Raw genomic sequence first — 25,898 nt, forward strand, 5'->3', positions numbered from 1 at the left:
GTTCAGCCCCTCAGGAGGTCATCCTCGATGCGGCACGCCTCATCGATGATCGCTTGATAAATGGTTTCGATGAACTCGCCTCGAAGCTGATGGCGGCTCCCCCGCTCCCTGCAGCGGCGCTTCACCTCGATGACGCGGGCGGGTTGCATGACGGGCGTGGCGCTCATCTTCTTGGCGAGAGCGACCTCCCGCACGATGTGCAGCCTGCGCCCGAGGAGGTCGACGAGCTCGTCATCGATGCGGTCGATCTGGTCCCTGAAGCCGTCAAGTGTCATGGTCTCGGCTATCCCCTGGTAATGCGCGCTTCACGCGCGCAGCGACACATCAAGTATCGACGATTTGAAAGATCCGACGGCAGGTCTGTAAGAAGCGCGGATCTTGCTCGATGAGAACCGCCTTTATCTGGTGGAGCTCGTCATGGAATCGCTCGCGCTCTCCGGCTGACACCTCGGCGTCCAGCGCCTGAAGGGAGGCCTGCAATCTCTGGCGCGCCTCCCCGGCGTAAGGGTTCGCCGACTGTATCTCCCAGTAGACGTCGGGGTGGTTCTGCGTCATGCGCGCAACGAGGGACAGAAGCACACGAAACGGCGGCGGCGCGAGGGCGGCGATGGACGACGCGGAGACCCCGGCCTGACACAGCGCCCTCCCGAAGGACAGGATGGCCGCGTGGCACAGCGACTGCAGCGTCGCCATCGTCCGATCATGCTCGTGCGGCTCGATGACGACCACCCTCAACTGCCACCGATCGAGGAGGGACAAGAACCCGGCGATCGCCGCGCCGCTCCGGTGAACCACGGCGGCGACGGGTCGGCCTCTGGGGTCGAGATCGCCCGAGAACATCGGGTTGATCCCGAGCACCGGCTGAGCTGGCCGGTGCTGATCGAGGAGGTCGTGAAATGGTGTCTTGATCGACAGCGTCTCGACGATGAGGCAATCCGGGTGCAGGTGCGGCAGGACCTGCGGGAGAGCTCTCTCGAGCACGCTCTGCGACAGGGCGAGCACCACCGTGCGCGCCTGCGACAGCGCGGCGCACGTGCGGTCGCTCGGGCGGGTGATGTCGTCGGCGTGGAACGCGATCGTGGGGTTGACGTAAGCCGCATCGGAGATGTCGATGCCGGTGACGTCGAGGCCCTCGCCCGAGAGCCGCGTCGCAAGGAACGCTCCGATCGAGCCCTTCGCCCCCACGACCACGCACCTGGTCGACGCCGCGTTCGCGTCGTTCTTCATGGACGCCTCGCTCCTCACGATTGAGACCTCCGCAGCTGCTCGACGGCCTCCACCACGCCGCGCGCCTTCACGATGGTCTCGGCGAATTCTTCGTTCGGATCCGACAGGGCCGTGATCGCGCCGCCGACGCCGATCCACGCGTGCCCTCGATCGATCGGGACCGAGCGGATGATGATGTTGAGGTCGCACGCGCCAGAGAGCCCGAGCCACCCGAAGGCCCCCGAGTAGACGCCGCGCGGGCCCTCCTCGAGCCGGTCGATGATCTCCATGGTGCGCTTTTTCGGGGCTCCGGTCATCGAGCCGCCGGGGAAGACCGCGCGGACACACTCCACCGCCGAGACCCCCGGCTTGAGCTGGCCGCGGATGGTCGAGACCAGCTGATGAACGTGCGAGTAGGTCTCCACGTCGAAGAGCTTCGGCACGTGGACCGAGCCGATGGTGCACACCTGTCCCAGATCGTTCCGCAATAAATCGACGATCATGAGGTTCTCGGCGCGATCTTTCTCGTTCGCCCGGAGCTCCTCCGCCTGCGTGCGATCCTCGTCCTCGGTTCGACCTCGAGGCCGGGTCCCCTTGATCGGCTTCGCCTCGGCCCGCCCGTTCCTGTCGACGCTGAGGAACCTCTCGGGCGAGGAGCTCACGAGGTGGAAGTCGCCGATGCGGAAGTAGCCCGCGTGAGGCGCGGGCGTAAGGCTCCTCATGACGCAGTACAGCTCGAACGGCGGCTCCTCGAACGAGAAGTCGATCATGTTCGTCAGGCAAACTTCGTAGCTCTCCCCGTTCACGATCTCGACGAGCGACTCGTGGATCTTCCGGATGTACGCCTCTTTGCCGAAGCGCATCACGGCGTTCTCGCCGATCCACCGTTCGACCTCCGCCAGCGACATCCTCTTTGACGCGCGCGCGGCCGGCGGCGCTGCTTTCGGCGCCTCTGCCTCACGCCTCATCCGCGCCTCGACGGTGTCGAACCACGCCTCGGCGGCGCCGCCCGTCTCGTCGTCCGTGATGAGGTGCAGGAGGTAGCAGGTCCTCTCGGCGTGGTCGAAGGCCACGACCCGGGTCGCGAAGATGAAGGCCGCGTCGTGTGTGGGCGAGCGATGCGCGGCCGAGCCGATGGTCTCCGCCTTGAGCTCGTAGCCGAGGAACCCGACGTAGCCGAGGTTGAAATCGAAGGGTAATCCTTGAGGGACCTCGACCTTGCTCTGAACAAGCTTCGACCTGAGCAGGTCGAAGACGCTCTCCACCTCGACGGTGCGGCTCTCCCCTCCCCGGACGACCGTTGCCTGCCGCGTGCTCGTGTCATACGTCACGGTCTCGCCAAGAGGACCGTCAGCGTCCCCCATGAACGAGAACCGCGCGAAGCCGGACCGGGTCACGCTGCTCTCCAGGAGGAACGCGCTCTCCGAGCGGAGGAACTCGGCCCGAAACAGATCGATGGTCTCGGAGAAATAACCGATTTTTCTATGGTGGATGCGCAAGGACGTCACGGCTACCCCCGTCAGGCCACGAGATAGTTGTTCTGCACCGAGCGGCGCGCCTTGTGAGACATCGCGATGTCCCGGAAGTTGCGCAGCAAATCCATACCGGCCTCGGTACAGATCGACTCCGGATGAAACTGAATGCCATGCAGCGGGCGGGTCTTGTGCCGGATGCCGTGGATCATTCCATCCTCTCCCCACGCCGTGATGACGAAGGGATCCTTCAGGTCGCGGACGACGAGGGAGTGATAGCGGACCACGCTCAGCTCGCGAGGCAACCCCTTGAATACCCCCTCATTATCATGATGGATCGCGCTCACCCGGCCGTGCATCGGCGCCGGGGCATGCGCGACTTCCATACCATGGATATGTGCCATGCACTGATGGCCGAGGCACACGCCGAGCAACGGCACCTGCGCATTCAAGATCGCTTTGACGCTGATTCCCACGTCCACCGGCCGCGCAGGGGTCCCTGGCCCGGGAGAGACGATCACGCAGTCGTACCGCGCGATGTCGAGCGCCGCGAAATCTTCCGTATTCAGCACAACGGTGGGCTCTTCGCCGCAGACCTCCCCCATGTACTGGAACAGGTTGTAGGTGAATGAATCGAAGTTGTCGATGATCAGGGTTCTACAAGCCACCGCGCGCCTCGTCACGGAAAGGGTTTACCGTGCCATACGGCATCCGCTCGGAAGACCCTCCTCGCCCGCAAGCATCGGATTTAACCGCTGCCTGGAGATCGGCTCATCTTCCGGCACATGCCTCCAGCGCCCTGATTCAGCGGCAGCGTGCCGGTACACCGGCACTACTGACCGCGCCGCGGACCCACATCAGAGCGATAAGGATGGCATGTCAGGACGGCCGACAATGCATATCATGGGTCTGTTCGCGATCAACTTAAATTGATCGACGAGCGATGCCATGATCTTGCCTTTCGCGAGCTGGTCGGCCGGCGCGTGGAGCAAGCGCTCATCAACGATTGCCGCTTCAACAAATTCGTCCACATCCGCCGGCGTCCCCTGTCGATATCTCGAGGAGCTCGTGCAGGTCGGCGGAATCTCTTCACGGATTGATAGAATTCACACCTCTGACATCGAGCGACACTCGGGCGCGATCGAGGAACCAATGCACGCATCCACGCATCCACGCCGACATCGATGATGGGCATCGTCGCTTGCGGTGGGCTTGACCTCGTGGTACCCGATGCCCCGAACCTCGTAGACCCTGTTGGTCGTTCGTCCCGGAGTCGGGATGTCAGCGTCGAGGTGATAGAGGAGCGATATGCAACACGTCGAGGCCAGCGCGCCGGAAGGCGACACCGTAGCGTCGTGGTATGAGAAGGCGACGGTGCGCTACACCCAACGGATCCTGATCCCGGAGCGCTCCAGCGGGGAGCTGCTCTACCCCACCGCGCGTAGCATCGTTTGTGATCACCCGCTGGTCGCGTCGCGCGGAAGTACAGTGCAGTCGTACATCCTGGCCCAGGCCGCGTATCAGTTCCTCTACGGGGTCGGGCTGCTCGAGACGAAGTTCGTCATCGACTGCAGCTTGAATATTCTCCACAACCACATCAAGGGCGTCGGCGATGTCGACAAGCTGCAGGCGCTCACGGTGATAATCGACGAAGGGTACCACGCCTACGTGGCGCTCGATTACATCGTCCAGATGAAGCAGAAGATTGGAGTCGAGCCGCTACTGGTTCCCGAGTCGAACTGGAAGCTCGACGCGGCGGCGCGTGCCAGCGCGAGCTTGCCCGAGAGCATGAGGATGGACTTCCAGCTCCTCGCGGTCACGCTCGCCGAGAACGTGCTCACCGCGGAGATCGCGAGCCTGGGTAAGGAGAAGGAGATCGCGAGGTCGTTCGCGCGGGTCATGGGCGACCACGTCCTCGATGAAGGGCGGCATTCCAAGTATTTTGCGAAGCTGCTGAAGTCGAGCTGGGCTCGGCTCCCGCGGGAGACGCAGGAGACGTTCCGCGCGATGGTGCCCGGTTACCTCGACGATTTTCTGGGCGTCGACCTGAACCGCGCGTTCGAGCGGAAGGTGCTCGCCGCACAGGGCTTCAGCGCCGAAGAGATCGATCGCATCGTCGATGACACCCAGGAGAGGTTCGTCGCCGAGCACCAGGACGCCAGGGAGAAGACGAAGGTCAGGCTCGTCGCCCTGCTGAAGCAAGTCGGCGTGCTCGGGCTCTCGGACTCGATCGCTCGGCAATAGGCGCAACAGGCGATAGAGCGCCTGCCGAAAGCTCCCATCGGCCGCGCTGCCGCGGGGTGGCTCCCGCGTCAACATCACCTGAACGCGCGTCGCTTGAACGCACAGGACGCGCGGCGCGCCGATCGCGCCGCGCTGCACGAGCTCATGCGCTCGCTCTTCGTTACCCGGCCTGCGCCGCGGCGGCGTCGAGCAGCCAGACGAGCCGCCCCGGCCCGCCGCGCACGACCCGCGCCGGCACCTCGTCGGCCGGGCCGGGCCGCTTCGCCTGCGCCACGACCCCGCGCTTGCCCGCCCCGCGGGCCAGGAGCAGCTTCAGCCGCGCCTCCTGGATCACCGGCGCCGTCAGCGTGAGCCGCTGCTCCAGCCCCTTGTCCGGCTGCGCGGGGATCGCGGCGACCAGGCGGTCCTCGATGCCCGCCGCCCCCGTCCCGGGGAACAGCGAGGCCGTGTGCGCGTCGTCGCCGATCCCGAGCGTCATCACGTCAAAGGAGACAGCCGACGCGACCCCGAACCGCGCCCGCAGGAGCCGCTCGTACCGCGCCGCGGCCCCGGCGAGGTCCGGCGACTCGCCCTCCATGCGGAAGAAGCGCTCCTCCGGGATGGAGGCCGCCGCCAGATCCCGGCGCGCGGCGCCGTGGTTCGAGCGGGGGTGATCGGGCGCGACCGCGCGCTCGTCCACCCAGAACCACTCGGTCTGCGCCCACGGGAGCGAGAGCGCCGCGAGCCGCTGGTACGCCTCCGACGGCGTGCTCCCGCCCGACAGCGCGACGCGCGCGACGCCGCGCGCATCGACGGCCGCCGCGATGGCGCGCGCGATGAGCTCCGCCCCGAGCCGCGCCAGCTCCGCCGGGTCCGCCGCGACGAGCGTCTCCTCACCACCGTTCATCTCGGTCCTCCTGTCGGCGCTCGTCAAAGGGCGCTCCACTTCGCCGCGGTGAGCACCGCCTCGCGCAGCAGCCGATCGCCCTCCAGCGAGTCGATCGTCTTCGCCAGCACCCACGTCTCGTCCCGGTAGCCGAGCGGGTGCAGGTGCTCCGCCGACCGCGCCCCCTCCATCGTCCACCGCACCGTGCCGGGCGCCTTGTCGAGCCGCACGCAGCCGAGCGTCAGCGGCTCGCCGCGCAGCGACGTCCACAGGCGCACGCCGTCGAGCCGCCGCCACGCCTGCGCGTCCGCCGGCGGCCCGTCGATCAGCGCGATCTCGATCGGCGCCCCGTCCGCGCCGCGGGCGCGCCCGACCACGCCGCCGCCGGGCTGCGCGGGCCCCCGCGACTCGAACGTCCAGCCGAGCCGCGAGCCGATCCAGCCGAGGAACAGCGCCGCCGGATCCGGCTTCGCCCCCGCGCTGCGCGCGATCTCCACCCGCCGGATCGCCCGGCACGCCTCCGGCATGTCGTCGAAGAACCGGGCCACGAGCTCGCGGAACGAGAACGTCCGCACGAACGCCCGGTCCGCGAGCGGCGCCCTCGTCCCGCGCGCGACCTCCGCGATGCGCTCGATGCACGTCTCGGCCGAGTCGAACACCAGCCGATTGCAGATCGGCGCGAGCGCGTCGCCGAGCACGTTCGGCGCGCCGGGCGCGAGCTCGACGATCACCGCCACATCGGAGATCGTGAGCGCGCTCACAACCGAAGCGACGCGCTCGGCGGCGGCCACCCCGAACGTCAGCTCCACGCGGTCGTAGCAGATCGGCACCTCGCCCGCGCGGCGGCACGTGGCCGACCAGTCGGCCTGGACGGTCAGCGGGTCGAGCCGGTCGTCGAGCGTGATGAGCAAGGTGCGGCCCGCGTGCGTCTCGGCGAGGTCCTCGGCCTGCTCCTTCAGGCGCTCCACCTCGGCGCGGCTCCCCACCGCCACGAAGTTCAACGTCGACGCGCGCGTCTTCGGGGCCGGCTCCGCCCGCGACTCGTCAGGCGCGGACCAGAACTCGGCGAGCTCCGACTCGACCCGCTTGATGACCTCGGCGACGCGGCCCGCGCTCACGGCCGCCTCCACGCCCGCTCCGGGGCCTTCCCCCCGTCGCCAGCCCCGCACACCGCGCGCGCGTCATCCGACGTTGGCTCGACGAGGGCGTCGGCCTCCGGCGGGCCCCAGCTGCCGGCGGCGTAGCGCGCGATGGGCGCGCGCTGCGTCCGCCACCCCTCGAAGATCGGATCGACGAAGCCCCACTGCGCCTCGACCTCGTCGGCGCGCGTGAACAGCGTGGCGTCGCCGCGCAACGCGTCGAGCAGGAGCCGCTCGTACGCCTCGGGCGTGCTCGAGCCGAACGCGGCGCCGTACCGGAAATCCATCGTGACGCCGCGGATCGCGATGCCGCCGCCCGGGATCTTCGCCGCGAACCGGAGCGAGATGCCCTCGTCGGGCTGGAGGCGCATCACGAGCGCGTTCGGCTCCTCGGTCGCGCCGGGGGCGCCCTTGAACAGGCCGTGCGGGAGCGGCTTGAAGTGCAGCACCACCTCGGCCACCCGCTTCGCCAGCCGCTTGCCGGCGCGCAGGTAGAACGGCACGCCGCCCCAGCGCCAGCTGTCCAGGTGAAGCTTCATCGCGACGTAGGTCTCCGTCGTCGAGTCCTTCGCGACGTCGGGTTCCTCCGTGTAGCCGGGCACCTTCTCGCCGCGCACCATGCCGGTCCCGTACTGCCCGCGCACCGTCGACGACAGCACGTCCGGGCCCTCGATCGGCCGTAGCGTGCGGAGCACCTTCACCTTCTCGTCGCGCACCGCGTCAGCGTCCCACGACGACGGCGGCTCCATCGCGACCAGCGTGAGCAGCTGGAGCGCGTGGTTCTGCACAATGTCCCGCGTGATGCCGACCTTCTCGTAGAACTTGCCGCGGCCCTCGACGCCGATCTCCTCGGCCACGGTGATCTGCACGTGATCGACGTGCTGGCGCGACCAGAGCGGCTCGAAGATCGTGTTGCCGAACCGCAGGACGAGGAGGTTCTGGACGGTCTCCTTCCCGAGGTAGTGGTCGATCCGGTAGATCTGCGACTCCGCGAGGTGGGCGAGCAGGTCGCGGTTGAGGGTGCGGGCGCTCTCCAGGTCCTCGCCGAACGGCTTCTCGACGACGACGTGCTGGAACGGCGCGTCCTTCTCGTGCGACGGCGGCGCGACGAGGTTCGCCGCGCGCAGGCCGCGCACGATGGGCGCGAACTGGTCGGGCGCGACGGCCAGGTAAAAGACCCGGTTTTTGCGGGTGCCGCGCTCTGCGTCGAGCCGCTCGAGCTCCGCGGCGAGCCGGGCGTACGTCTCGGCCTCGTCGAACGACCCCTGGACGTAGCTGATGCCCTTCTCGAGCTCGCTCCAGGTGGCCTCCTCGAGCGGGCGCCGCGAGTGCTTCCCGACGGCCTCGCGCATCTCCTTCGCGAAATCCGGCTTCGGGCGCCGCGCCACGCCGACGACGGCGAAGCCGCCGGTGAGGAGCCGGCTGAGCGTCAGGTTGTAGACCGCGGGCAGCAGCTTGCGCCGGGTCAGGTCGCCCGAGGCGCCAAAGATCACGAGCGCGGCCGGCGAGGCGGTGCGCTCCTCGGGCATCCCTTCGCGAAGCGGGTTCTTCTCGGCTTGGGTCATGGTGGGTGAGCTCCGGTCGGTGACGACGACGGGCACGATGCTCGCGCGCCTCCGCGGCGTAGGGTAGTCCGGATCGCACGCGCGGGCCGCGGAACGATGCCGGCGATCACGCGACGCGGCCGCGACGCGGCGACGACCGCGCGCGGGCGTGCGGGCGGAGCGCGCCCACGCAGCCCGGCGCCCACGCAGCCCGGCACCCGCGACGAGCGTGCCCGCCGGCTCGCGGCGCCCTTCCATCCGATCGCGACCGGTACTAGGCTCCTCCGCGCGATGGCCGCGCCGGTGCTCCCGCGAATCCGCGTCCCCCACCCCCACGTGCGATGCGATAGCCAGGTGCTCGCCGGAAGCCCCCACGTCCTCGGGTCGCGCGTCCCGGTCCGGCGGCTCTGGGCGTGGCACCGCGGCGGCGCGTCGGTGGAGACGCTGCTCAAGCGCTACCCCAACCTCGGGCCCGCGCGCGTGCTCGACGCGCTCGCGTTCGCGTACGACAACCAGGACCTCATCGAGGCCGACATCGCGCGCGAGCAGCTGCTCTTCAAGAAGAAGGGCGGTCCCGCGGTCGGCGCGCGCCCGCTCGCCCAGCTGAACCTCCCCTTCGACGAGGACGAGGAGTGAGCGGCGCCCGAGAGGGCGCAGCGGGCAAGGGACGGCGCGCGGCGGGGCGCGCGCCGCGCGTGAGACGCCACGGGCGAACTGCCGTGCGCGCCATGTCTAACCCCTCGCGCGATATATATATGTGAACCCCCTCGCGATATATATATGTGAAGCCTCTCGCGCCACCTGCGATGCAGACCGCCATCCCCGCGCGATGAGCTCAGCTTGATTCTTTACAGCCATCCTGACTTGGGGCAATTAGGGCCGTCCGTCGCTGGAGCCCGCAGTGCGGGGGCTGCTCGGCATTGCGAGTGACCGTCGCGCAGGATCGCGGCTGTCCCAGCTTTCAAGGTCGCGGCTGCTGGTGTAGGGTCCGCGCTCCATGGGGTACCGATCGAGGTGCCGGAGGGATTCTGAGATGAGCGTCAATCGATGGAAGTTGTTCGCGATGCCCGTGGCCCTTCTCGGCCTGGCCTCGCCTCTCCTCGTGAACTGCGGCGGCAAGGGGTTCCCCGGCGCGGACAGCCTGCCCGGCCCGGCCGGTGACCTGGCGTCGGCCGCGGGCGGCTGCGACGAGCTGAAGAACGGCGGCATCGCGAACCTGAAGTTCGACGGCGGCGCCGAGGTCGAGGGCAAGATCAAGGGCTTCCTCGATGCGGCTGCGTCGCTCGACAAGCTCACCGCCACCATGGAGGCGGACCTGATCGCCTCGTGCGGCAAGCTCGGCAAGGACCTCGGCATGAGCGAGGCGGAGCTCAAGGCCGACCCGAGCGGCGGCAAGGGCGCCGAGAAGGTCTGCGGCGCGGTCTCGGCCAAGGTGAACGCCGCCGTGAAGGCGAACGCCGAGGCGAAGATCACCGTCCAGATCGATCCCCCGAAGTGCTACGCCGACATCACGGCCATGCAGAAGTGCCTCGGCGACTGCGGGTCGCCGGTGCAGCCCGGCAAGCTCGAGGCGAGCTGTGAGGGCGGCGAGATCAGCGGCAAGTGCGACGCCGAGTGCAAGGGCAAGTGCAGCGTCGAGGCCGGCGCGGCGTGCACCGGCACCTGCAACGCGAGCTGCTCGGGCAAGTGCGAGGCCGGCTTCAAGGGCACCTGCGGCGGCAAGTGCGACGGCAAGTGCGACGGCAAGGACTCGAAGGGCGCGGCGTGCGCCGGCTCCTGCGAGGGCAAGTGCGACGCCAAGGCCGAGGGGTCCTGCTCGGGCACCTGCGAGGGCAGCTGCTCCGGCTCCTGCGAGGTCAAGGCCGCGGCGAAGTGCTCCGGCTCCTGCTCCGGCGGCTGCAGCGCCGAGATCAAGGAGCCGAAGTGCTCCGGCGAGTTCAAGCCCCCGAGCGTCGACCCGAGCTGCCAGATCCAGTGCACGGCGAAGACCGCCGGCGAGGCGAAGTGCGACGCGCCGAACGTCCGCATCGTGGCGAACGGCAAGGTGAACGCCGACGCGCAGAAGCTCGTCGCCGCGCTCCGGACGTCGCTCCCGGCGATCGCCAAGGTGCAGCTCGGCTCCGGCAAGAAGCTGGCGGCGGCGGTGTCCGGCGTCGGCAAGGCCGGCGTCGAGGTGAAGGACGTGGCGCTCAAGGCCGGCGGCAAGGCGGTCGCCTGCGTCGCGGCCGCGGTCGATGCGTCGGCCAGCGCGTCGGCCTCGATCGACATCAACATCAAGGCGAGCGCGAGCGTCAGCGGCTCGGCGAGCGGTTCGGCCAGCGGCGGGACCTGATCCCCGGCGCGGCCTGAGCGCGGACGCGGCGGCGGTCCCCTCCTGGGGGCTGCCGCCGTCGTCATTTCAGGCGCCGAATCCCGGGCTCGCGGCGCAGATCTGGGTGCGAGCTCACCTTTCCGGTCGCCGCGCGCGGGGCGCGAGGGTCAAGATCAGCGCCCGATTCGCCGCCCAACGTTGCAGGCAGGTTTCTTGGCCAGACAGCCGCGATGCGGCAAGCCGTTGAGGCGGCGTGCCTCCGGGAGGCGGCCGGGCCATTGCGCGCTATCGCGGCGCTCGTCCGGAGTATCATGGTGCGTCGGCGAACGATGACGGGGTACTCGGAAGGGCAGGAGCGATGGTCGGCGATCCTTTGATCGAGCGCGGCGCCAGGATCGGCGAGTACACGATCGAGGATCGCCTCGGCGAGGGCGGCTTTGGCGCCGTGTTCCGCGGCCGTGACGGGGCCGGGAACGACGCCGCCATCAAGATCTTCAAGGACGTGAGCGCCCAGAACGCCGGGCAGCTCTTCGCCCAGCAGAACGAGATCGAGGCGCTGCTCCGCCTGCGCCACCCCTCGCTCGTCAAGCTCTCCTCGTACGGCGTCCTGGACGGCGTGGGCCTCTACCTCGCCATGGAGCTCGTGCAGGGCGAGACGCTCGACCGGTACCTCGCACGGATGGGCTCGCTCGACACGATCGAGGCCCTGCGCATCGCGCGCCGCGTGGCCGAGGCGCTCGCGCACTGCCACGCGCTCAACGTGCTCCACCTCGACCTCAAGCCGAGCAACATCGTCCTCACCGATCCGTACGAGCCCCGGCTCAAGATCCTCGATTTCGGCCTGGCGACGCTCACCGTGAGCTTTCAGCCCGAGCACGCGCGCGTCAACGCGGGCACCATCGCGTACCTGGCGCCCGAGTGCCTGAAGCGCGGCGCGCTCGGGCGCCCGAGCCCCCGGATGGACCTCTACGCGGTCGGGGTCATGCTTTACGAGCTGCTCGCCGGCCGGCTTCCATTCTCGGACGGCACCGTCAACAGCGTCATCAACCAGAAGGTCTACGGCACGCTCGTGCCGCTCGCCCACGCGGCGCCCGAGACGCCGGCGCCCGTCGTCGCGCTGGTCGAGGAGCTCCTGGAGCGCGACCCGGCGCGGCGCTTCTCCAGCGCGGCCCGGCTCTGCGCGCGGCTCAAGGAGCTCTATTACGTCACGCTCCACGGCACCTCGCAGCCCCCGGCCGGGGCCGAGGCGGAGGCGCCCGAGCGCGACGCCGCGGCGCCGGAGGCCTTCGACGACGCCCCGTTCGTCGGCCGCGAGCAGGACCTCGGGCGGCTCACGGAGCTCCTCCAGGGCGCGGTGCGCGGCGAGCCGCGGCCGGCCGTGGTGGTCGGCGACACGGGCGTCGGCAAGAGCCGCCTCGTCGCCGAGCTGCTCCGGAGCGCCGAGCAGACGGGCACGGCCATCGTCGCGTACGGCCGCTGCAGGGAGCTCTCCGGGCTCGTGCCGTACTCCGCGATCCGCGAGGCGCTGACGCAGATCGCGCTCTGGCTGGAGCGGCACGGCGACAGCCGGGCGGCGCGCATCCGCCGGCTGGTGAGCCTCGTGATCGCCGACGACGCCGCCCTGCTCCAGGGGCTCGTGCCGGAGCTGACGCGCGCGGTCGGGCTCGCCGACGAGGGCGGCGCCATCGGCCCGGGCGGCACGCGCTGGATCGCCGATCTGATCCTGCGGCTGCTCGGCGCGATCTCCGAGGAGATCCCGGTCGTCCTCGCGATCGAGGACGTGCACTGGGCCGACGAGGCGACGCAGGAGGTGCTGCTGCGCCTCTCGGATCAGCTCGGCGAGATGCCGGTGCTGCTGCTCGGCACGGCGCGGCCGCCCTTCGCTCGTGGCTCGTCGCTGCCTCCGCCCGGCTCGTCGCTGCCTCCGCCCGGCTCGTCCACGCTGCGCGGCCCGGGCTCGTCGCCGATGACGCCGCGCTCGGCGGGGTGGCTCGCGTGGAAGGACGTCGAGCGCCTCGACCTCGGCCCGCTCCGGCCCGAGGCGAACCGGGCGCTCCTCTCCTCGCTCGGCCGCGGCGCGGGGGACGACCTCGTCCAGGAGCTCGTGCGCCGCGTCCCGCTGCTCGCCGCGGGCAACCCGCTCTTCAACATCCAGGTCGTCCGCAACATGGAGACCGAGGGCTTCCTGCAGCGCAGCCGGAGCGGCGCGCTCGAGATCTCCCGCGCCGATGCGACCTACCTCGCGCCCGCGTCGGTCTCGGACGTCCTCTCGCGCAGCATCGACGCGCTCGATCCCACGACGGTCCAGGTCCTCGGCGTCGCCGCGCTCATCGGCCGCCAGTTCCTGCGCGACGATCTGGTCGAGCTCGGGCTCTTCGACCCGGCGGAGGTCGACAGCGCCCTGCGCGACGCCGCGGCGCACTACGTCTGCCTCAGCGAGGACGGGGGCCTCACGTCGTTCTCGCACGACGCGGCGCGCGAGCAGCTCGCCGCCCGCGTCCCGCCTAAGGAGCGCCCCGACTACCACGGGCGCATCGCGCGGCGCATCGAGCTGCGCGGCGGCGATCCGGGGACGCTCGCGCACCACGTCGAGCGCGCCGGCGACCTCGACCGCGCCGCGTCGACGTACCTGCTCGCGGCGGGCGAGGCCGATCGGCTCCAGGATCCGCACGGCGCCAGCCGGCGGCTGAAGCAGGCGCTCGCGCTGCTCGAGCGGCTGCCGCTCGACCCGGCGCGGATCGAGCTCAGGGCGCGCTGCGCGCACGAGCTCGCGCGCGTGGCGTGCCTGCTCGGCAGCACGGCGGAGCCGCTCGATCTGCTCCGCCGCGCGCAGGGGGCGCTGCCGGAGACGCCGCTCGTCACGGCGGCCCTCTCCAGCGCGCTGTCGCGCGTGCACTACGTGCGGGGCGAGTTCGCCGACGCGGTGGCCCACAGCCGCAAGGCGCTCGAGGCGATCGGCGCGAGCCCGGAGCTGCGCCCGTACCAGTGCCTGCCGGCGAACATCCTCGGGCGCGCGCTGTGCGCGGCCGGCAAGGTGGGCCCGGCGACCGAGCCGCTCCGCCGCGGCTGCGAGCTCGCGGAGGCGGCGGGCGAGTACGTCGAGCTCTGCCACTCGCGCGGCATCCTCTGCGTCGCGCTGAGCCAGGCCGGCTTCTACGCCGAGGCCGAGCAGAACGCCGCGGACGCCGCGCGCCTCGCCGAGCGCCTGCGGGACCCGGTGCGGCTGCTCGGCACGTGGTTCTACCACGCGGTGCTCGCGGAGGGCCGGTTCGACTGGGATCTCGGGGTCCGGTCGACCGCGCAGCTGCTCTCGTACGCCGAGGAGCACGGCCTGAGCGGTCTCTACCTGTACATGGGAACGATGTACGCGGGCCGGCACCAGTTCCACATGGGCCAGCTCGGGCGGGCCCGCGTGCTGATCGCGAACGCGGTCAACCTGAGCGGCGTGCTGGGCATCGGCATGGGGCGCGGCTGGGCGGAGGGTTACCTGGGCGACGTGTACTTCGTGCAGGGCCTGCTCCCGGAGGCGCTCGCCGCCTACGAGCGGGCGATCGAGATCGGCTCGGCGGGGACGGGCGACGCGTACGCCGTGAGCCTCGGCCGGGTCGGCCGGATTCACGCGCGGGCGCTGCTCGCCAACGACGCCAGCGACGCTGGCCAGGCTGGCTTGCTCGCCGCGTACGGCCGGGAGACGCTCGATCTCATCCGCGCGTCGGGCAACCGGACGCTGCTGGTGACGGCGCTCGAGCGGTACGCCGAGGCGCTCGACGCGCTCGGTGACGCGAGGGCGGCGAGCGGCGTCCGCGCCGAGCGCGCGGCGCTCGTCGCGGAGCTCGGCCTGACGGATCCGACGTTCTGGCCGCGCGTCCCGGCCGAGGCGGCGTTCCAGGGCCCCCCGCGGGCGTACTGGGCCGATCTGCCGCGCGAGGTCCGGAGCGCGGGCCCGAGCAACGTCGGCACGACGCAGGTCGTGGGCGTGACGGTGGCGGAGCTCGCGGCGGCGGCGACGATCGCGGTCCCGGAGGAGGAGCTCGGCGGGCCGACGATCGTCGCGATCCCGCGCCTCCGCCACGTCACGCTGCTGGAGACGCTGGCCTCGGTGGAGGGCTTCGTCCCGCGCTTCGACGGGCCGGAGGCCCCGCCGGTCGCCAAGTGACGGCGGAGGACGGCGGCGCCGCGCGGGCGCCCGGGAAGGGAGCAACGCGGGGAGCGGGTGAGGCGGCGGAGCGTCACACATTCAAACCGCGTAGACTCATGCCTCGCGGATGTGGAACGCCGCCGCCGTCGCGACGGTCAACTGCAGGCCGCCCGCCCCGCGAGGGCGTCAGGGTTCGAACTGGACGAGCACGACGTCGCTATATCCCCCCACGGCGCTCGTCAGCGTCGAGCCGCCGAAATTGGCGCTACCGATCAACGATCCTGCGATCGTCGCGTTCCCGGAGCTGTCCAGCGCGATGGCGTCCGCGACCTGGTAGCTCGAATCGCCGTAGTTGTTGCTCCAGTCATGGGCGCCGGCGTCATCGAAGTGCGCGACGAAGATATCCATGTTTCCTGCGCTGGTCAGCGTTGAGCCACCGAAGTTGACGGCTCCGGAGGAAGCCACCACGACGCTCACGTTCCCGGCGCTGTCCACCGCGACCCCGCGGCCCTCGTCCCAACCCGTGCCTCCGTAGCCGTCGCTCCACTGGTCGACGCCGGCGGCGCTGAATTGCGCCAGGAACACGTTCATATCGCTGCTCCACGGGTCGGTGAGCGTGGCCGTGTTGCTGCCGAAGTCGACGCTGCCGCCGAAATCGCCGATCACGACGATATTCCCGGCGCCGTCGATCGCGACCTCATTGGCGCCCGCGTAGTCGTCGTCGCCGAAGCTGTTGCTCCACAGGTGATCGCCGTCGCTCTCGAACTTCGCCAGGAACGCGTCTCCCTTGTTGAAGTCGATGATCCAAGGTCCCCCGCTGTTCGCGGTGAACGAGCTGCCGCCGAAATTCACGGTACCGGAGTACGTGCCCGAGACGACGACGCTGTCGTCGGGATCCACGGCGACGCCGAAGGACGCCGCCATGGTCCCGTAGGGCACCCCGAAGAACTTGCCGAAGACCGGGCTGCCGTCAGCGCCGTCGAGCTTCACCAGGAAGGCGTCCAGCGTGTCCGCCCAGCTGGTGTCAAGGCCAATCGTGAGGTAGTACGAATAATAGCCGGCGATGTAAACGTCGCCTGCGGAGTCGACCGCGATGCTGTTGACGCCGGCACTGTCGAAGACATCGACCCCGCCGTAGACCTTGCTCCAGACGTGATCGCCGTCGCTGTCGAGCTTCACGACGAAGAGCGCGGTGCCGTCGCCGACGGAGAGCGTTCCTCCTCCGAAGTCGACGTCCTGGCTGGTGTAGCCGGCGATGTAAACGTTGTCTTCGCCATCCGCGGCCACGGAGACGACGTGCACTTCATCGAAGCTCTTGCTCCAGATGTGGCTGCCGCCGTGATCGAACTTCGCGACGAAGCCAGCGGTGGTGGACGTGCTCAGCACGCCGCCGCCGGGGCCGTCGAAGTCCAGCACACCCCAGTGGTTCATTCCGAAAATGTGGGTATCAATACATTCCGTCCCCACTCTCGACACGGGTATTCGGGCCGCCACTTGGGGGTCCGGAAAGGTGCCGTAGCGTAGGGGCTTGTCGTCACTGACACGATCGCGGCAAGAGCAGGGCATGACGCCAGCTCGCTGGCGTCTGGCCTGTGCGCCGAGGCCGAGCAGAGCGCCGCCGGCGCCGTAAGGCCGGGAGACGCTCGATGCTCATCCGCGCGTCGGGCCACCGGATGCTGCTGGTGACGGCGCTCGAGCGCCACGCCGAGGCGCTCGACGCGCTGGGCGATGAGGGAGCGTGCAGCGCCGCGCGGGCCGTGCGCGTCGCGGCGGATCAGCGGGGGCGCTGCGCGCGCTGCCGGGGGGGCGCTGCGCGTGGCCAGGGCGCAGCGCGGCCGGCGCTCAGCCGTCGCCGGTGCCGCGCACCTTGCGCCGGTCGGCTCCCCTGGGGCGGGGCCAGCAGCGGGTTGAAGGGGTGGACCTTGGGACAGGAGAGCTCGATGCCGTGGAGCCGGGCGTGGCGGAAGGCGTCCTTGTAGGCCCACTCCCGCTTCGGCGGGATCTCGGCGGGCCCGAGCTGGCTCCAGTGCTCGAGCAGGCCGGCGAAGAGCACCGGGTGGATGTCGAGCGCGACGCCGCGGCGGTCGCAGATCTCCTGGATCCGCAGCCAGGCGAAGTACGCGTAACCCGAGATGTAATCGAAGTAGATATCGACGCGGCCGGCCATCGCGAGCCTCCGAGCGCTCGTGGACTGCGCGCTGCGCCCGAGGTCCTGGGGGTCGCCCTGGAGGAGCCCTGGCGCGGCGCCCGGGATGGTACCATCGCGGCCGGTGCGATCCCTCGTTCAGCCCGACGCGCGTGATGAGCGTGACGCGCGCGGCGCGAGCGCTGCCGCGGCGCCGGCCGGCCCAGTCGACATCGTGCGCACAGCGCTCGCCCACATCTGGGCGATGCTGTTTCTGGTCGTGCTGCTCCCGGTCGGGCTGCTCTGCTTCCCCTTCGATCCCCGGCAGCGGATGCACGATCGGCTCTCGGTCGTGTGGGCGCGCGGGGCGCTCTGGCTGGTCGGCGTGAGGGTCGAGGCCGAGGGCGTCCTGCACGTGCGGCCGGGCGAGCGCTACGTGATCACGGCGAACCACCAGAGCGCGCTCGACATCCTCGCGCTCCTGGTGGTGCTGCAGGGGCGCACACCGATGCGCTTCCTGGCGAAGCGCGCGCTGTTCCACGTGCCGGTGCTGGGCTGGGGCATGCGCCTGTACGGCCACACCCCAGTCGACCGGCGGCGCGCCCGCGGGGCGCTCGCGGATCTCGGCGAGGCGCGGCGCAACGTGATGCAGCGGTGGTCGACGGTGTTCTTCCCCGAGGGCACGCGGAGCGCGACGGGCCGGCTCCTGCCCTTCCGGCTGGGTGCGTTCCGGACCGCCTCGGCCGCGGGCGCGCGCATCCTGCCGGTGACCCTCGACGGCGCGGGCGCGCTCCAGCCGAAGGGGCGTTATGCCGCCGCGCCCGGCGTCGTGCGGGTCGTGGTGCACCCGCCGCTCGACCCGCCGGGGGCGTCGCCCGAGGCGCTGCACGCCGCGATGGAGGCGTGCAGGTCCGCCGTGGCGTCGGCACTGCCCGAGGCGCTCCGGGAGGGGGAATTCAGTTTCACCTCTCCCAAGAGGCTCCCGACAGCCTCCGACCAGAGCTAGCCGCCGCCGGGCAGCTTGCCGAACCGCTGCTCGTACTCGGCCAGCCGCGCTGCGAGGAGCGTCGCCTCGTGCTGCGCCGCGCGTGCCTGCTCTTCGGCGGCCCGCGCCTGCTCCTCGCCCGTGGGCACCACGCGCCCTTCTGGGTCGAGCCAGCGGAGCCAGTCGGCCTCGAGGCCGTGGTACGTGCCGCGGCGGACGCCGAGCCGGAGGTGCAACCGCGGGCTCGCCACGTCGCCGCCCGCACCGGGCGCGACGGGCGCGTACGCCATCGTGGCGAGATCGAGCACGTAGGCCTCGAGGACGCCGGTAAACGGATCGAACAGGTAGTACTCGGGCACGCGCAGGAGCTTCGCGTAGATCCGCATCTTGTCGGTGCGATCGACCTTCTCGGTGCTCTCGGAGAGCAGCTCGATCACCACGTCGGGCGTCCTTCCGTCCTCCTGCCAAACGACCCAGGACTTGCGCTCGCGCCTCACCGTGTCGAGCACCACGAACACGTCCGGCCCGCGAAAGTCGTTCTTCTTTGCCTGGAGCTCGCTGAAGTAGACGGCCATGTTGCCGCCGACGTACACGTCGTCGCGCTCCTTCCACAGCAGATCCAGCGCCTCGATGAGGAGGTCCATCTGCTTGCGATGCCGTTCGGACTCCATCGGCTCCCCGTCATCGTACGGCAGCTCGTCCTCGCCGGGCGGCGGGATCGGGACGAACGAGGTGTCGCTCTGAAAGGCCATGCGTCGCTCCTCCAGGGAGAGTACCGCTCGTCGCCCTCGCGGTCGAACGTGTCGCGGAGGGCCCCCCGTACCACGGCCCCACACCGGCCGCGACGGAGCTCCGTGACGATGCCAGGAGCACCGACGGCCCGCCGCTCCCGGCGCGCTCTGCGCCTTCCGCCCCCGCGCCGCGCCGACAGGCGCACCCCGGAAGAACTCTGCATGATAAAATTCGGGACGAGCGCGCAATGGCGCACAAGGGCGGCCCGCGAGCCGCGAGCTCTTCTAGCGAATCACGAGCTCTTCACTCCATCCTCTCGCGGCTGTCAGCGAATTTTCGTCCTTCTTCGAACCCCCTCCGGAGGCGCGACGCCGCCGCGCCCGCCGGTCACGCGCCTGACCAAGCGCCGCACCAGGCTCAGGAGCGCCCGTGTTTTTTGACCCTATTTTGAACATAACCGCCCCATCGCACCTCATCCGTCCTGAGGTTCTCGTATATAAGAGCTCATTACAGATTCATGGCAGACCCCCGCGTCAAACCTCAGCTCGTGGTGATCGGCTGCTCGGCGGGTGGGATCCAGGCCCTCAGCACGCTCGTCTCCACGTTCAGGGCGCCGTTCCCGGCGCCGATCGTGATCGCCCAGCACCTCGACCCCCGACGGCCCAGCCACCTCGTCGACGTGCTGGCCCGCCGCAGCGCGCTGCCCGTCCGCAGCGTCGCCACGGTCTCCCCGCTCGAGGACGGCGTCGTTTATGTCGTGCCCTCGGGGCGCGATGTGGAGATCAGCGACCACGAGCTCCGGCTCCGGCCCGACAACACCGATCGACCCAAGCCGTCGGTCGACATGCTCTTTCGCACCGCGGCGGAGGTCTTCGGCGAGGGCCTCGTCGCCGTCATCCTGACCGGCAACGGCTCCGACGGCAGCGCCGGCGCCCTCCACGTCAAGAAGAGCGGCGGCACCGTCATCATCGAGAACCCCCAGACGGCGAGCTTCCCGGGCATGCCCGAGTCGCTGGCCCCGAGCACCGTCGACATCGTGGCCGATCTCGATCGGATAGGGCCCATCCTCAACGAGCTGCTCACGGGCACGTATGTCGAGCCCCCTGCGGACGACGAGAAGCGGCTCCAGGAGCTCCTCGATCTCGTGCGCGAGCGGAGCGGGATCGATTTCAGGAAGTACAAGCAGGCGACCATCCTGCGCCGGCTCCGGCGCAGGATGGCGGCCACGAACACGGAGTCCATCGAGGCCTACCGGCAGCACCTCGCCGAGCACCCCGACGAGCTCCAGCGGCTCATCAACAGCTTCCTGATCAAGGTCACCGAGTTCATGCGCGACCCCGATCTCTTCGCGCAGCTCCGGGACGTGATCCTGCCCGGGCTCATCGCGCACGCCCGCAGCGACAACAAGGCGCTGCGGATCTGGTCGGCCGGGTGCGCCACCGGCGAGGAGGCGTACTCGCTCGCCATCCTGGTCAGCGAGCTGCTCGGGGACGAGCTCGACGCCTTCAACATCCGCATCTTCTCGACCGACGTCGACAGCGAGGCGATCGCGTTCGCCCGCCGCGGGATCTACGCGGCGAGCGCCGTCGAGGACCTGCCCCACGGCCTGCTCGATCGCTACTTCGTCGCCGTCGACGGCCAGTACCAGGTCAAGAAGCGCATCCGCAGCCTCACCGTCTTCGGCGAGCACGACCTCGGCCAGCGCGCGCCCTTCCCGCACCTGGATCTGGTGGTGTGCCGCAACGTGCTCATCTACTTCACGAGCGATCTCCAGCGCCGCACGCTGCACCTCTTCGCCTTCTCCCTGCGAGAAGGCGGCTACCTCGTGCTCGGCAAGGCCGAGACGACGAGCCCGCTCAGCGAGTACTTCGTCCCCCACGACATCCACTACAAGATCTACGTGCGCCGCGGCGAGCGCATCCTCATCCCCCCCGCGCCCTCCATCCCCCCCGTGCTGCCCAGGCGCGCTCCCCGCGGCAAGAGCCTCCCCATGACCATGCGGCCCCTCAGGGAGCAGCCGCGCGCCCGCCTGTCCATCGACCTGCTGCTCTCTGGCTTCCGCCAGGGCCTCGTGGTCATCGACAGCCGCTACGACATCCTGGAGATCAACTTCGCGGCGCGGCGCCTGCTCGGCATCCACGGCACGGCGCTCGGGCAGGACTTCGTGCACCTGGCGCAGGTCATCCCCCACCGGCCGCTGCTCGACGCCATCGACGCCGCCTTCCGGGGCGAGGCGCGGGATCCGATCGAGATCGCCCTCGACCCGACGCCGCAAGGCGAGCAGACCACCATCCAGCTCTCCTGCCTCGCGCCCCAGATCGAGCTCGACCCGAGCAAGCTCGGCGTCGCGCTGCTGGTGATCGAGGACATCACCGCGGCCGTGCAGCGCCGGGAGGCGAGCGACGACGCGATCGCCCAGGCGGGGCAGCTCCAGGCGGAGCTCGATCGGACGGTGGCCGAGCTCGATCGCGTGCGCTCCGAGGTCGACGCGCACACCGCCGCGCGCTCGCAGGCGGAGCGCGCTGGCGAGGAGGACAGGCTGATGATCCGGCGGCTATCGGAGCAGAACCGGCAGCTGCTCCGGGCCAACGAGGAGCTCACGTCGGCGCACGAGCAGCTCCGCGCCCTCAACGAGGAGCTGATGGTCTCCACCGAGGAGGCGCAGGCCGCCATGGAGGAGGTCGAGACGCTGAACGAGGAGTTCCAGGCGACCAACGAGGAGCTGGAGACCGTCAACGAGGAGCTCCAGGCGACGATCGAGGAGCTGAACACGACGAACGCCGATCTCGAGGCGAGGAGCCGCGAGATCCAGGAGCTCTCCGCGCCGATCGAGAACGAGCGGGCGCGGCTCTCCGCGATCCTGCACAGCATGGGCGACGCGCTCCTCGTGGTCGACGGCGCCGGGCGTCCGGTGCTCACGAACGACGCGTATTTCACGATGTTCGGTGAGGGCCGGCCGGTCGCGATGGACGACAAGGGCCGGCTGCTGCCCGCCCACGACGCGCCGGAGCAGCGGGCCGCGCGAGGCGAGAAGTTCCAGATCGAGTTCTCCATCCCCGGCCCGGGCGGCACGAGCCGGCACTTCGAGGCCACCGGCCAGCCCATCGACACCGCCAGCCCGCGCCCCGCAGAGACGGCGGAGCGCGGCGTGATCGTCATCCGCGACATCACGGACCGGAGCCTCCGCAAGCTGCAGGATCGCTTCATCGCGATCGCGAGCCACGAGCTCCGCACGCCGCTCGTGCCCCTCCACGGCTACCTCGACATGCTGCTCAGCCTGCTCCCCACGGACGGCGACCCACGCCTTCACCGGTTCGCCTCGCTCGCCCGCACCCAGAGCGAGCGCCTCGCGCGGCTGGTCGACGATCTCGTGAGCGCGAGCCGCATCCAGACCGGGAAGTTCGAGCTCCAGCTCGAGGACGTGGACCTCGTCCCGCTGGTCGCGAGCGCCGCCGAGGGCGCCCAGTCGCTCGCGACAACGCCAAAGATCCACGTCGTGCTGCCCCCAGGCACGGCGGAGCCGCTCGTGGTGAAGGGCGATGCCGCGCGGCTGGAGCAGGTCCTCATGAACCTGATCATCAACGCCTTCAAGCACGCGAGCGCCACCCCCCAGATCGAGGTGCGATTGCGGCGCGCCGGCGGGGGCGCCGAGCTCGACGTGGAGGACTACGGCCCGGGGATCCCCTCGGCCAACCTGCCGCACCTGTTCTCGAGCTTTTACCAGGTGGAGAGAGCCGGCCACTCCTCCGGCGGCATGGGCCTCGGGCTCTTCATTTGCAGGGAGATCGTCAGGGCGCACGGCGGCCAGATCTTTGTGCGCAGCACGGAAGGCAAGGGGGCGACCTTCACAGTCAGGCTGCCCCTGATCGAGGACCGACAAGCACACGACTGATGCGCTGAATCGACCCCGCTCTCCTGCGCTCGCACGCGGCCGGTCGGGCGGCGCTGCGGGGAGGGACCAGGCCCATGAAGGGGACCATCTTGGTGGTGGAAGACGACCTGGATTCGAGCAACATGCTCCGGGAGCTGCTGGGGATGGCCGATTATGCTGTCGAGTCGGCCGAGACCGCCGACCAGGCGATCGCCGCGATGACGGAGCGGCGCTACGACGCCGCGTTGCTCGATCTGACCGTGTCCGGCGCGACGACAGAGGAGCTGATCCAGCGGCTGCAGGGCGTGTCGGATCGGCCGCCCATCGTGCTCTTCTCGGCGCGGACACCCGATGATCTCCGGACAGCGGCCGAGCAGCTCAAGGCGGCGGCCGTGATCCAGAAGCCGGCGAGCATGGGCGTGCTCCTCTCCACCGTGGCGCGGGTGGCGCGCCGGCCTTCGTAGGCGGCGCCTGCGAGCGGGGCGGCATCGCTCCTCTTCTCGTCTGCTCCTCGTCTGCTTCGCTTCTCCCCCTTCTCCCCCTTCTCCCCAGCGAGGCGCACTGTGCCGGAACCGGACATCATCACGATCGGGGCGTCGGCTGGAGGCGTGGAGGCGCTGATCGTGCTCCTCGGGGGGCTGCCTGCCGATCTGCCAGCGTCTCTGTTCGTGGTCCTCCACCTTCCGCCGACGGCGCGGAGCATGCTCGCCACGATCCTCGGGCGGTCGACCCGCCTGCAGGTGGGGGTGGCGGTCGACGGCGAGCCGATCGAGCGAGGGCGGGTCTACGTCGCGCCGGTGGACAACCACCTCCTGCTCGGCGATGGCGTGGTGCGCGTGGTGCACAGCGCGCGCGAGAACGGGCACAGGCCGGCCGTGGACCCTTTGTTCCGGACCGCGGCAGAGGTGTACGGCGTCCGCGTCATCGGGGTGGTCCTCTCCGGCATGCGCGACTGCGGCACGGCCGGTCTGCTCGACGTGAAGCGCTACGGCGGTATCGCTGTCGTTCAGGATCCGCAGGACGCCCTGTTCTCGGAGATGCCGCAGAACGCGCTCGACAACGTCCCGGTGGACCACTGTGTCCCGCTGGCGCGGTTATCGCCGCTGCTCACGGATCTGGTGCACCAGAAGGCCAGCCGCTCCCCCGCAGAGGCGCGAGCGGGGACGGAGAGAGCGAAGGTGGATGCGATCGAGAGCGACTTCACTTGTCCGGGGTGCGGCGGCAACCTGATCCGGAGCGACGACGGCGCGATGCTCCATTTCAGGTGCAAGGTCGGCCATCGCTACTCTCCGGAGGGTCTGGAGGACGAGCAGGCTTCGGCGCTCGATGCGGCGCTGTGGATCGCGCTCCGCACGATCGAGGACAGCGCGGCGCTGGCGCGCAGGATGGCGGCGCGCGCGGCGGAGCGGAACCAGCCGCAGATGATGGCCCATTTCGAGGAGAAAGTCCGGGTGGCCGAGGAGCGGAGCGCCCTGGTGCGCCGGGCGCTGCTGGGCACCGGTGAGGGCAACGGACCGACAGGGAGCGCCCACCCGAGGCGCCACGGGGGGCGGCTGCCGCCGACGGGGTGAGCGGCCGCTCGCGGAGCGGACCGAGACCGCGGCGCCGCCGAGGGGCGCGGCGGGCGAGCAATGGCGCACGATGGCCAGAAGGGCTAGGTGTGGCCCATGGATGTCACCAAGGTGATGAGCGAGCTGGAGCGGCTCGGCACCGAGCAGAACCGCAAGGTCTACCGGCGCCACGGGATGACCGATCCGCTCTTCGGCGTGAGCTTCGCCCACATGAACGCGCTGGAGAAGCGGATCAAGCGCGACCACGAGCTCGCCGAGGCGCTCTGGGCGACGGGCAACGCCGACGCGAGGACGCTGGCGGTGTCGATCGCCGATCCGGGGCGCTTCACCTGGGACAAGCTCGAGGCGTGGCTCCACGGCCTGCGCTCTCCGGTGCTCATCGACCTGCTCATGAAGCGCGTCGCGCTCAAGACGCCGTTCGCCCGGGACGCGATGGCGCGCTGGACCGCGTCGAACGACGAGTGGCTCGGCCGCGCGGGCTGGACGCTCCTCGGCCTGCTCGCGACCGAGGACCCGTCGCTGCCCGACAGCGTGTTCGAGGAGCGGCTCTCGGTGATCGAGGCGTCGATCCACCGGGCAAAGAACCGCGCCCGCGAGGGGATGAACAGCGCGCTCATCAGCATCGGCGGGCGGAACGAGCCGCTGCGCGGCAAGGCGCTCACGGCGGCGCGGCGCATCGGCAAGGTCGAGATCGACCACGGCGAGACGAGCTGCAAGACGCCCGACGCGACCTCCTACATCGAGGCGATCTGGTCCAGGAAGCCGGCCGCCGCGCCTGCCGCAAAGCCGGCCAGGGCCGCCGCTGCGAAGCCCGCCAAGGCCGCTGCGAAGGCCAAGGCCGCTGCGAAGCCCGCCAAGGCCGCCGCGAAGCCCGCCAAGGCCGCCGCGAAGCCCGCCAAGGCCGGCAGGAGCGCCAAGGCCACCGCCAAGCCCGCCGCCGCGAAGCGAGCCTAGAACACCGATCCCATGAGAGGTCTCAGGGAAATCGACAGAAGAGAAGACAAACCGCAAGGGCGCGAGGGGCGCAAGGGAAAGGCAGGAACTCTCTCATCTCTCATCCCTTGCGCCCCTTGCGTCCTTGCGGTTTGTCTTTTTCCCGCATTCCCTTGAAGGACACGCGCCGTCCGGCGCTGGATCACGCCGGGTGCGCCATCGTGAACGGCTCGCCCGTCAACCCGAGCAGCTCCTTGCGCGTGAGCCGCTCGACGACCTTGCGCGTGAAGATCAGGTGATCTTCCTCCTCGTGCAGGCGGCGCCGGAACGCCTGCCTCGCCTCGTTGTCGTCGGCCTCGTCGGCGAGCTCGAGCAGCAGCTGCCAGCCGGCGTTGTCGACGAGCTCCGCGGTGAGCAGCGCGTGGAAGAGGTGGGTCGGGTTCATGTCCCCGTCGAGCACGATCTGCTCGATGCCCCGCGACTCGACCGTGATGAGCCGCGACATGTCCGTCTCGGCGTGCGCGTCCCCGCCCAGCGCGCGGATCTGCGCCTCGAGCCACTCCTCGTGCTCCTTCTCCTGGTCCCGGTGCTCCTTGAGCTGGCCAAGCCGGGTCATCAGGAGGGGATCGGCCGCGCGCCCGATCTTCTCCACGACCGAGTCGTACAGCTTGACGCCTGCGCGCTCGAAGGTCAGCCGCTCGCTGAGCAGGTCGATGGCCTTGTCCCTGTTCATCTGTGCAAGCTTCTTCATGGATGCCTCCG

At 70.1% G+C, this 25,898-nt stretch carries 19 protein-coding genes and 1 pseudogene; 9 read left to right on the forward strand and 11 right to left on the reverse strand.

Annotated features, from left to right (window positions below):
* Positions 1–2: 2 nt before the first annotated feature.
* The 4 genes from WME79_RS24475 to WME79_RS24490 are packed head-to-tail and all read right to left on the reverse strand — an operon-like array spanning position 3 to position 3,346.
* Positions 3–275 carry a chorismate mutase gene (locus WME79_RS24475; protein ID WP_437539510.1) on the reverse strand — a complete coding sequence of 91 codons (273 nt, stop codon included), beginning with the start codon at positions 273–275 and terminating at the stop codon, positions 3–5.
* 49 nt (positions 276–324) lie between these two features.
* Positions 325–1,227: a prephenate dehydrogenase dimerization domain-containing protein gene (locus WME79_RS24480; protein ID WP_437539512.1), complete on the reverse strand. Its 903-nt coding sequence runs from the start codon at positions 1,225–1,227 to the stop codon at positions 325–327.
* Positions 1,228–1,241: 14 nt separating this feature from the next.
* Positions 1,242–2,714: an aminodeoxychorismate synthase component I gene (gene pabB / locus WME79_RS24485; protein ID WP_437539514.1), complete on the reverse strand. Its 1,473-nt coding sequence runs from the start codon at positions 2,712–2,714 to the stop codon at positions 1,242–1,244.
* Between the two features lie 11 nt (positions 2,715–2,725).
* Positions 2,726–3,346 (reverse strand): anthranilate synthase component II, encoded by a 621-nt coding sequence (locus WME79_RS24490; RefSeq protein WP_437539516.1) that lies wholly within the window; start codon positions 3,344–3,346, stop codon positions 2,726–2,728.
* A gap of 640 nt (positions 3,347–3,986) precedes the next feature.
* Here WME79_RS24490 and WME79_RS24495 point away from each other — a divergent pair.
* On the forward strand, positions 3,987–4,922 hold the full coding sequence (locus tag WME79_RS24495) for a diiron oxygenase (protein WP_437539517.1): 936 nt from the start codon (positions 3,987–3,989) through the stop codon (positions 4,920–4,922).
* Positions 4,923–5,082: 160 nt separating this feature from the next.
* Here WME79_RS24495 and pgl read toward each other — a convergent pair whose 3' ends face one another.
* The 3 genes from pgl to zwf are packed head-to-tail and all read right to left on the reverse strand — an operon-like array spanning position 5,083 to position 8,491.
* Positions 5,083–5,808: a 6-phosphogluconolactonase gene (gene pgl, locus WME79_RS24500; RefSeq protein WP_437539519.1), complete on the reverse strand. Its 726-nt coding sequence runs from the start codon at positions 5,806–5,808 to the stop codon at positions 5,083–5,085.
* A 23-nt stretch (positions 5,809–5,831) separates the two neighbouring features.
* Positions 5,832–6,905: a glucose-6-phosphate dehydrogenase assembly protein OpcA gene (locus tag WME79_RS24505; RefSeq protein ID WP_437539521.1), complete on the reverse strand. Its 1,074-nt coding sequence runs from the start codon at positions 6,903–6,905 to the stop codon at positions 5,832–5,834.
* Entirely contained in the window at positions 6,902–8,491 is a 1,590-nt protein-coding gene (gene zwf / locus WME79_RS24510) for a glucose-6-phosphate dehydrogenase (protein WP_437539523.1), read from the reverse strand. Before zwf ends, WME79_RS24505 begins: the two co-directional genes overlap by 4 nt.
* 333 nt (positions 8,492–8,824) lie before the next feature.
* Between zwf and WME79_RS24515 the strand changes: the two genes are divergently transcribed.
* The 3 genes from WME79_RS24515 (at position 8,825) to WME79_RS24525 (ending at position 14,937) form a co-directional block, all read left to right on the forward strand.
* Positions 8,825–9,106: a DUF433 domain-containing protein gene (locus tag WME79_RS24515; protein WP_437539525.1), complete on the forward strand. Its 282-nt coding sequence runs from the start codon at positions 8,825–8,827 to the stop codon at positions 9,104–9,106.
* A 397-nt stretch (positions 9,107–9,503) separates the two neighbouring features.
* Positions 9,504–10,802, forward strand: a complete 1,299-nt coding sequence (locus WME79_RS24520) for a hypothetical protein (RefSeq protein ID WP_437539527.1) — start codon at positions 9,504–9,506, stop codon at positions 10,800–10,802.
* A gap of 337 nt (positions 10,803–11,139) precedes the next feature.
* Complete coding sequence (locus WME79_RS24525) at positions 11,140–14,937, forward strand: serine/threonine-protein kinase (RefSeq protein ID WP_437539529.1); 3,798 nt, start codon at positions 11,140–11,142, stop codon at positions 14,935–14,937.
* A 168-nt stretch (positions 14,938–15,105) separates the two neighbouring features.
* On the opposite strand, the gene WME79_RS24530 is transcribed toward WME79_RS24525, so the two are convergent.
* Complete coding sequence (locus WME79_RS24530) at positions 15,106–16,350, reverse strand: hypothetical protein (RefSeq protein ID WP_437539531.1); 1,245 nt, start codon at positions 16,348–16,350, stop codon at positions 15,106–15,108.
* 343 nt (positions 16,351–16,693) lie between these two features.
* Positions 16,694–17,086: a DsbA family protein gene (locus WME79_RS24535; protein ID WP_437539533.1), complete on the reverse strand. Its 393-nt coding sequence runs from the start codon at positions 17,084–17,086 to the stop codon at positions 16,694–16,696.
* Between the two features lie 103 nt (positions 17,087–17,189).
* Here WME79_RS24535 and WME79_RS24540 point away from each other — a divergent pair, with 103 nt between their 5' ends.
* Positions 17,190–18,050: a lysophospholipid acyltransferase family protein gene (locus WME79_RS24540; protein ID WP_437539535.1), complete on the forward strand. Its 861-nt coding sequence runs from the start codon at positions 17,190–17,192 to the stop codon at positions 18,048–18,050.
* Here WME79_RS24540 and WME79_RS24545 read toward each other — a convergent pair.
* Positions 18,047–18,781, reverse strand: a complete 735-nt coding sequence (locus tag WME79_RS24545) for a Uma2 family endonuclease (protein WP_437539537.1) — start codon at positions 18,779–18,781, stop codon at positions 18,047–18,049. The genes WME79_RS24540 and WME79_RS24545 overlap by 4 nt on opposite strands.
* A 497-nt stretch (positions 18,782–19,278) precedes the next feature.
* On the opposite strand from WME79_RS24545, the gene WME79_RS24550 reads away from it, so the two are divergent.
* The 4 genes and pseudogenes from WME79_RS24550 to WME79_RS24565 form a co-directional block, all read left to right on the forward strand.
* Positions 19,279–22,653: a CheR family methyltransferase gene (locus WME79_RS24550; protein WP_437539539.1), complete on the forward strand. Its 3,375-nt coding sequence runs from the start codon at positions 19,279–19,281 to the stop codon at positions 22,651–22,653.
* A 74-nt stretch (positions 22,654–22,727) separates the two neighbouring features.
* Positions 22,728–23,096: a response regulator transcription factor gene (locus tag WME79_RS24555; protein WP_437539541.1), complete on the forward strand. Its 369-nt coding sequence runs from the start codon at positions 22,728–22,730 to the stop codon at positions 23,094–23,096.
* A gap of 99 nt (positions 23,097–23,195) precedes the next feature.
* Positions 23,196–24,203: a chemotaxis protein CheB gene (locus WME79_RS24560; RefSeq protein WP_437539543.1), complete on the forward strand. Its 1,008-nt coding sequence runs from the start codon at positions 23,196–23,198 to the stop codon at positions 24,201–24,203.
* 96 nt (positions 24,204–24,299) lie between these two features.
* Positions 24,300–24,947: pseudogene (locus WME79_RS24565) on the forward strand (DNA alkylation repair protein); the annotation flags it as partial.
* Between the two features lie 391 nt (positions 24,948–25,338).
* Here the strand turns inward: WME79_RS24565 and WME79_RS24570 are convergent.
* Entirely contained in the window at positions 25,339–25,887 is a 549-nt protein-coding gene (locus WME79_RS24570) for a DUF892 family protein (protein ID WP_437539545.1), read from the reverse strand.
* Between the last annotated feature and the right edge of the window lie 11 nt (positions 25,888–25,898).

Origin of the sequence: Sorangium sp. So ce726 (assembly GCF_051521405.1) — a bacterium.
GTDB lineage: Bacteria > Myxococcota_A > Polyangia > Polyangiales > Polyangiaceae > Sorangium.

What these genes read in the sequence shown, in the direction of transcription:
- WME79_RS24475 (WP_437539510.1), bottom strand. Translation starts at nt 275, where the DNA reads ATGACACTTGACGGCTTCAGGGACCAGATCGACCGCATCGATGACGAG.
- WME79_RS24480 (WP_437539512.1), bottom strand. Translation starts at nt 1,227, where the DNA reads ATGAAGAACGACGCGAACGCGGCGTCGACCAGGTGCGTGGTCGTGGGG.
- WME79_RS24495 (WP_437539517.1), top strand. Translation starts at nt 3,987, where the DNA reads ATGCAACACGTCGAGGCCAGCGCGCCGGAAGGCGACACCGTAGCGTCG.
- pgl (WP_437539519.1), bottom strand. Translation starts at nt 5,808, where the DNA reads ATGAACGGTGGTGAGGAGACGCTCGTCGCGGCGGACCCGGCGGAGCTG.
- zwf (WP_437539523.1), bottom strand. Translation starts at nt 8,491, where the DNA reads ATGACCCAAGCCGAGAAGAACCCGCTTCGCGAAGGGATGCCCGAGGAG.
- WME79_RS24520 (WP_437539527.1), top strand. Translation starts at nt 9,504, where the DNA reads ATGAGCGTCAATCGATGGAAGTTGTTCGCGATGCCCGTGGCCCTTCTC.
- WME79_RS24525 (WP_437539529.1), top strand. Translation starts at nt 11,140, where the DNA reads ATGGTCGGCGATCCTTTGATCGAGCGCGGCGCCAGGATCGGCGAGTAC.
- WME79_RS24530 (WP_437539531.1), bottom strand. Translation starts at nt 16,350, where the DNA reads ATGAACCACTGGGGTGTGCTGGACTTCGACGGCCCCGGCGGCGGCGTG.
- WME79_RS24535 (WP_437539533.1), bottom strand. Translation starts at nt 17,086, where the DNA reads ATGGCCGGCCGCGTCGATATCTACTTCGATTACATCTCGGGTTACGCG.
- WME79_RS24545 (WP_437539537.1), bottom strand. Translation starts at nt 18,781, where the DNA reads ATGGCCTTTCAGAGCGACACCTCGTTCGTCCCGATCCCGCCGCCCGGC.
- WME79_RS24550 (WP_437539539.1), top strand. Translation starts at nt 19,279, where the DNA reads ATGGCAGACCCCCGCGTCAAACCTCAGCTCGTGGTGATCGGCTGCTCG.
- WME79_RS24555 (WP_437539541.1), top strand. Translation starts at nt 22,728, where the DNA reads ATGAAGGGGACCATCTTGGTGGTGGAAGACGACCTGGATTCGAGCAAC.
- WME79_RS24570 (WP_437539545.1), bottom strand. Translation starts at nt 25,887, where the DNA reads ATGAAGAAGCTTGCACAGATGAACAGGGACAAGGCCATCGACCTGCTC.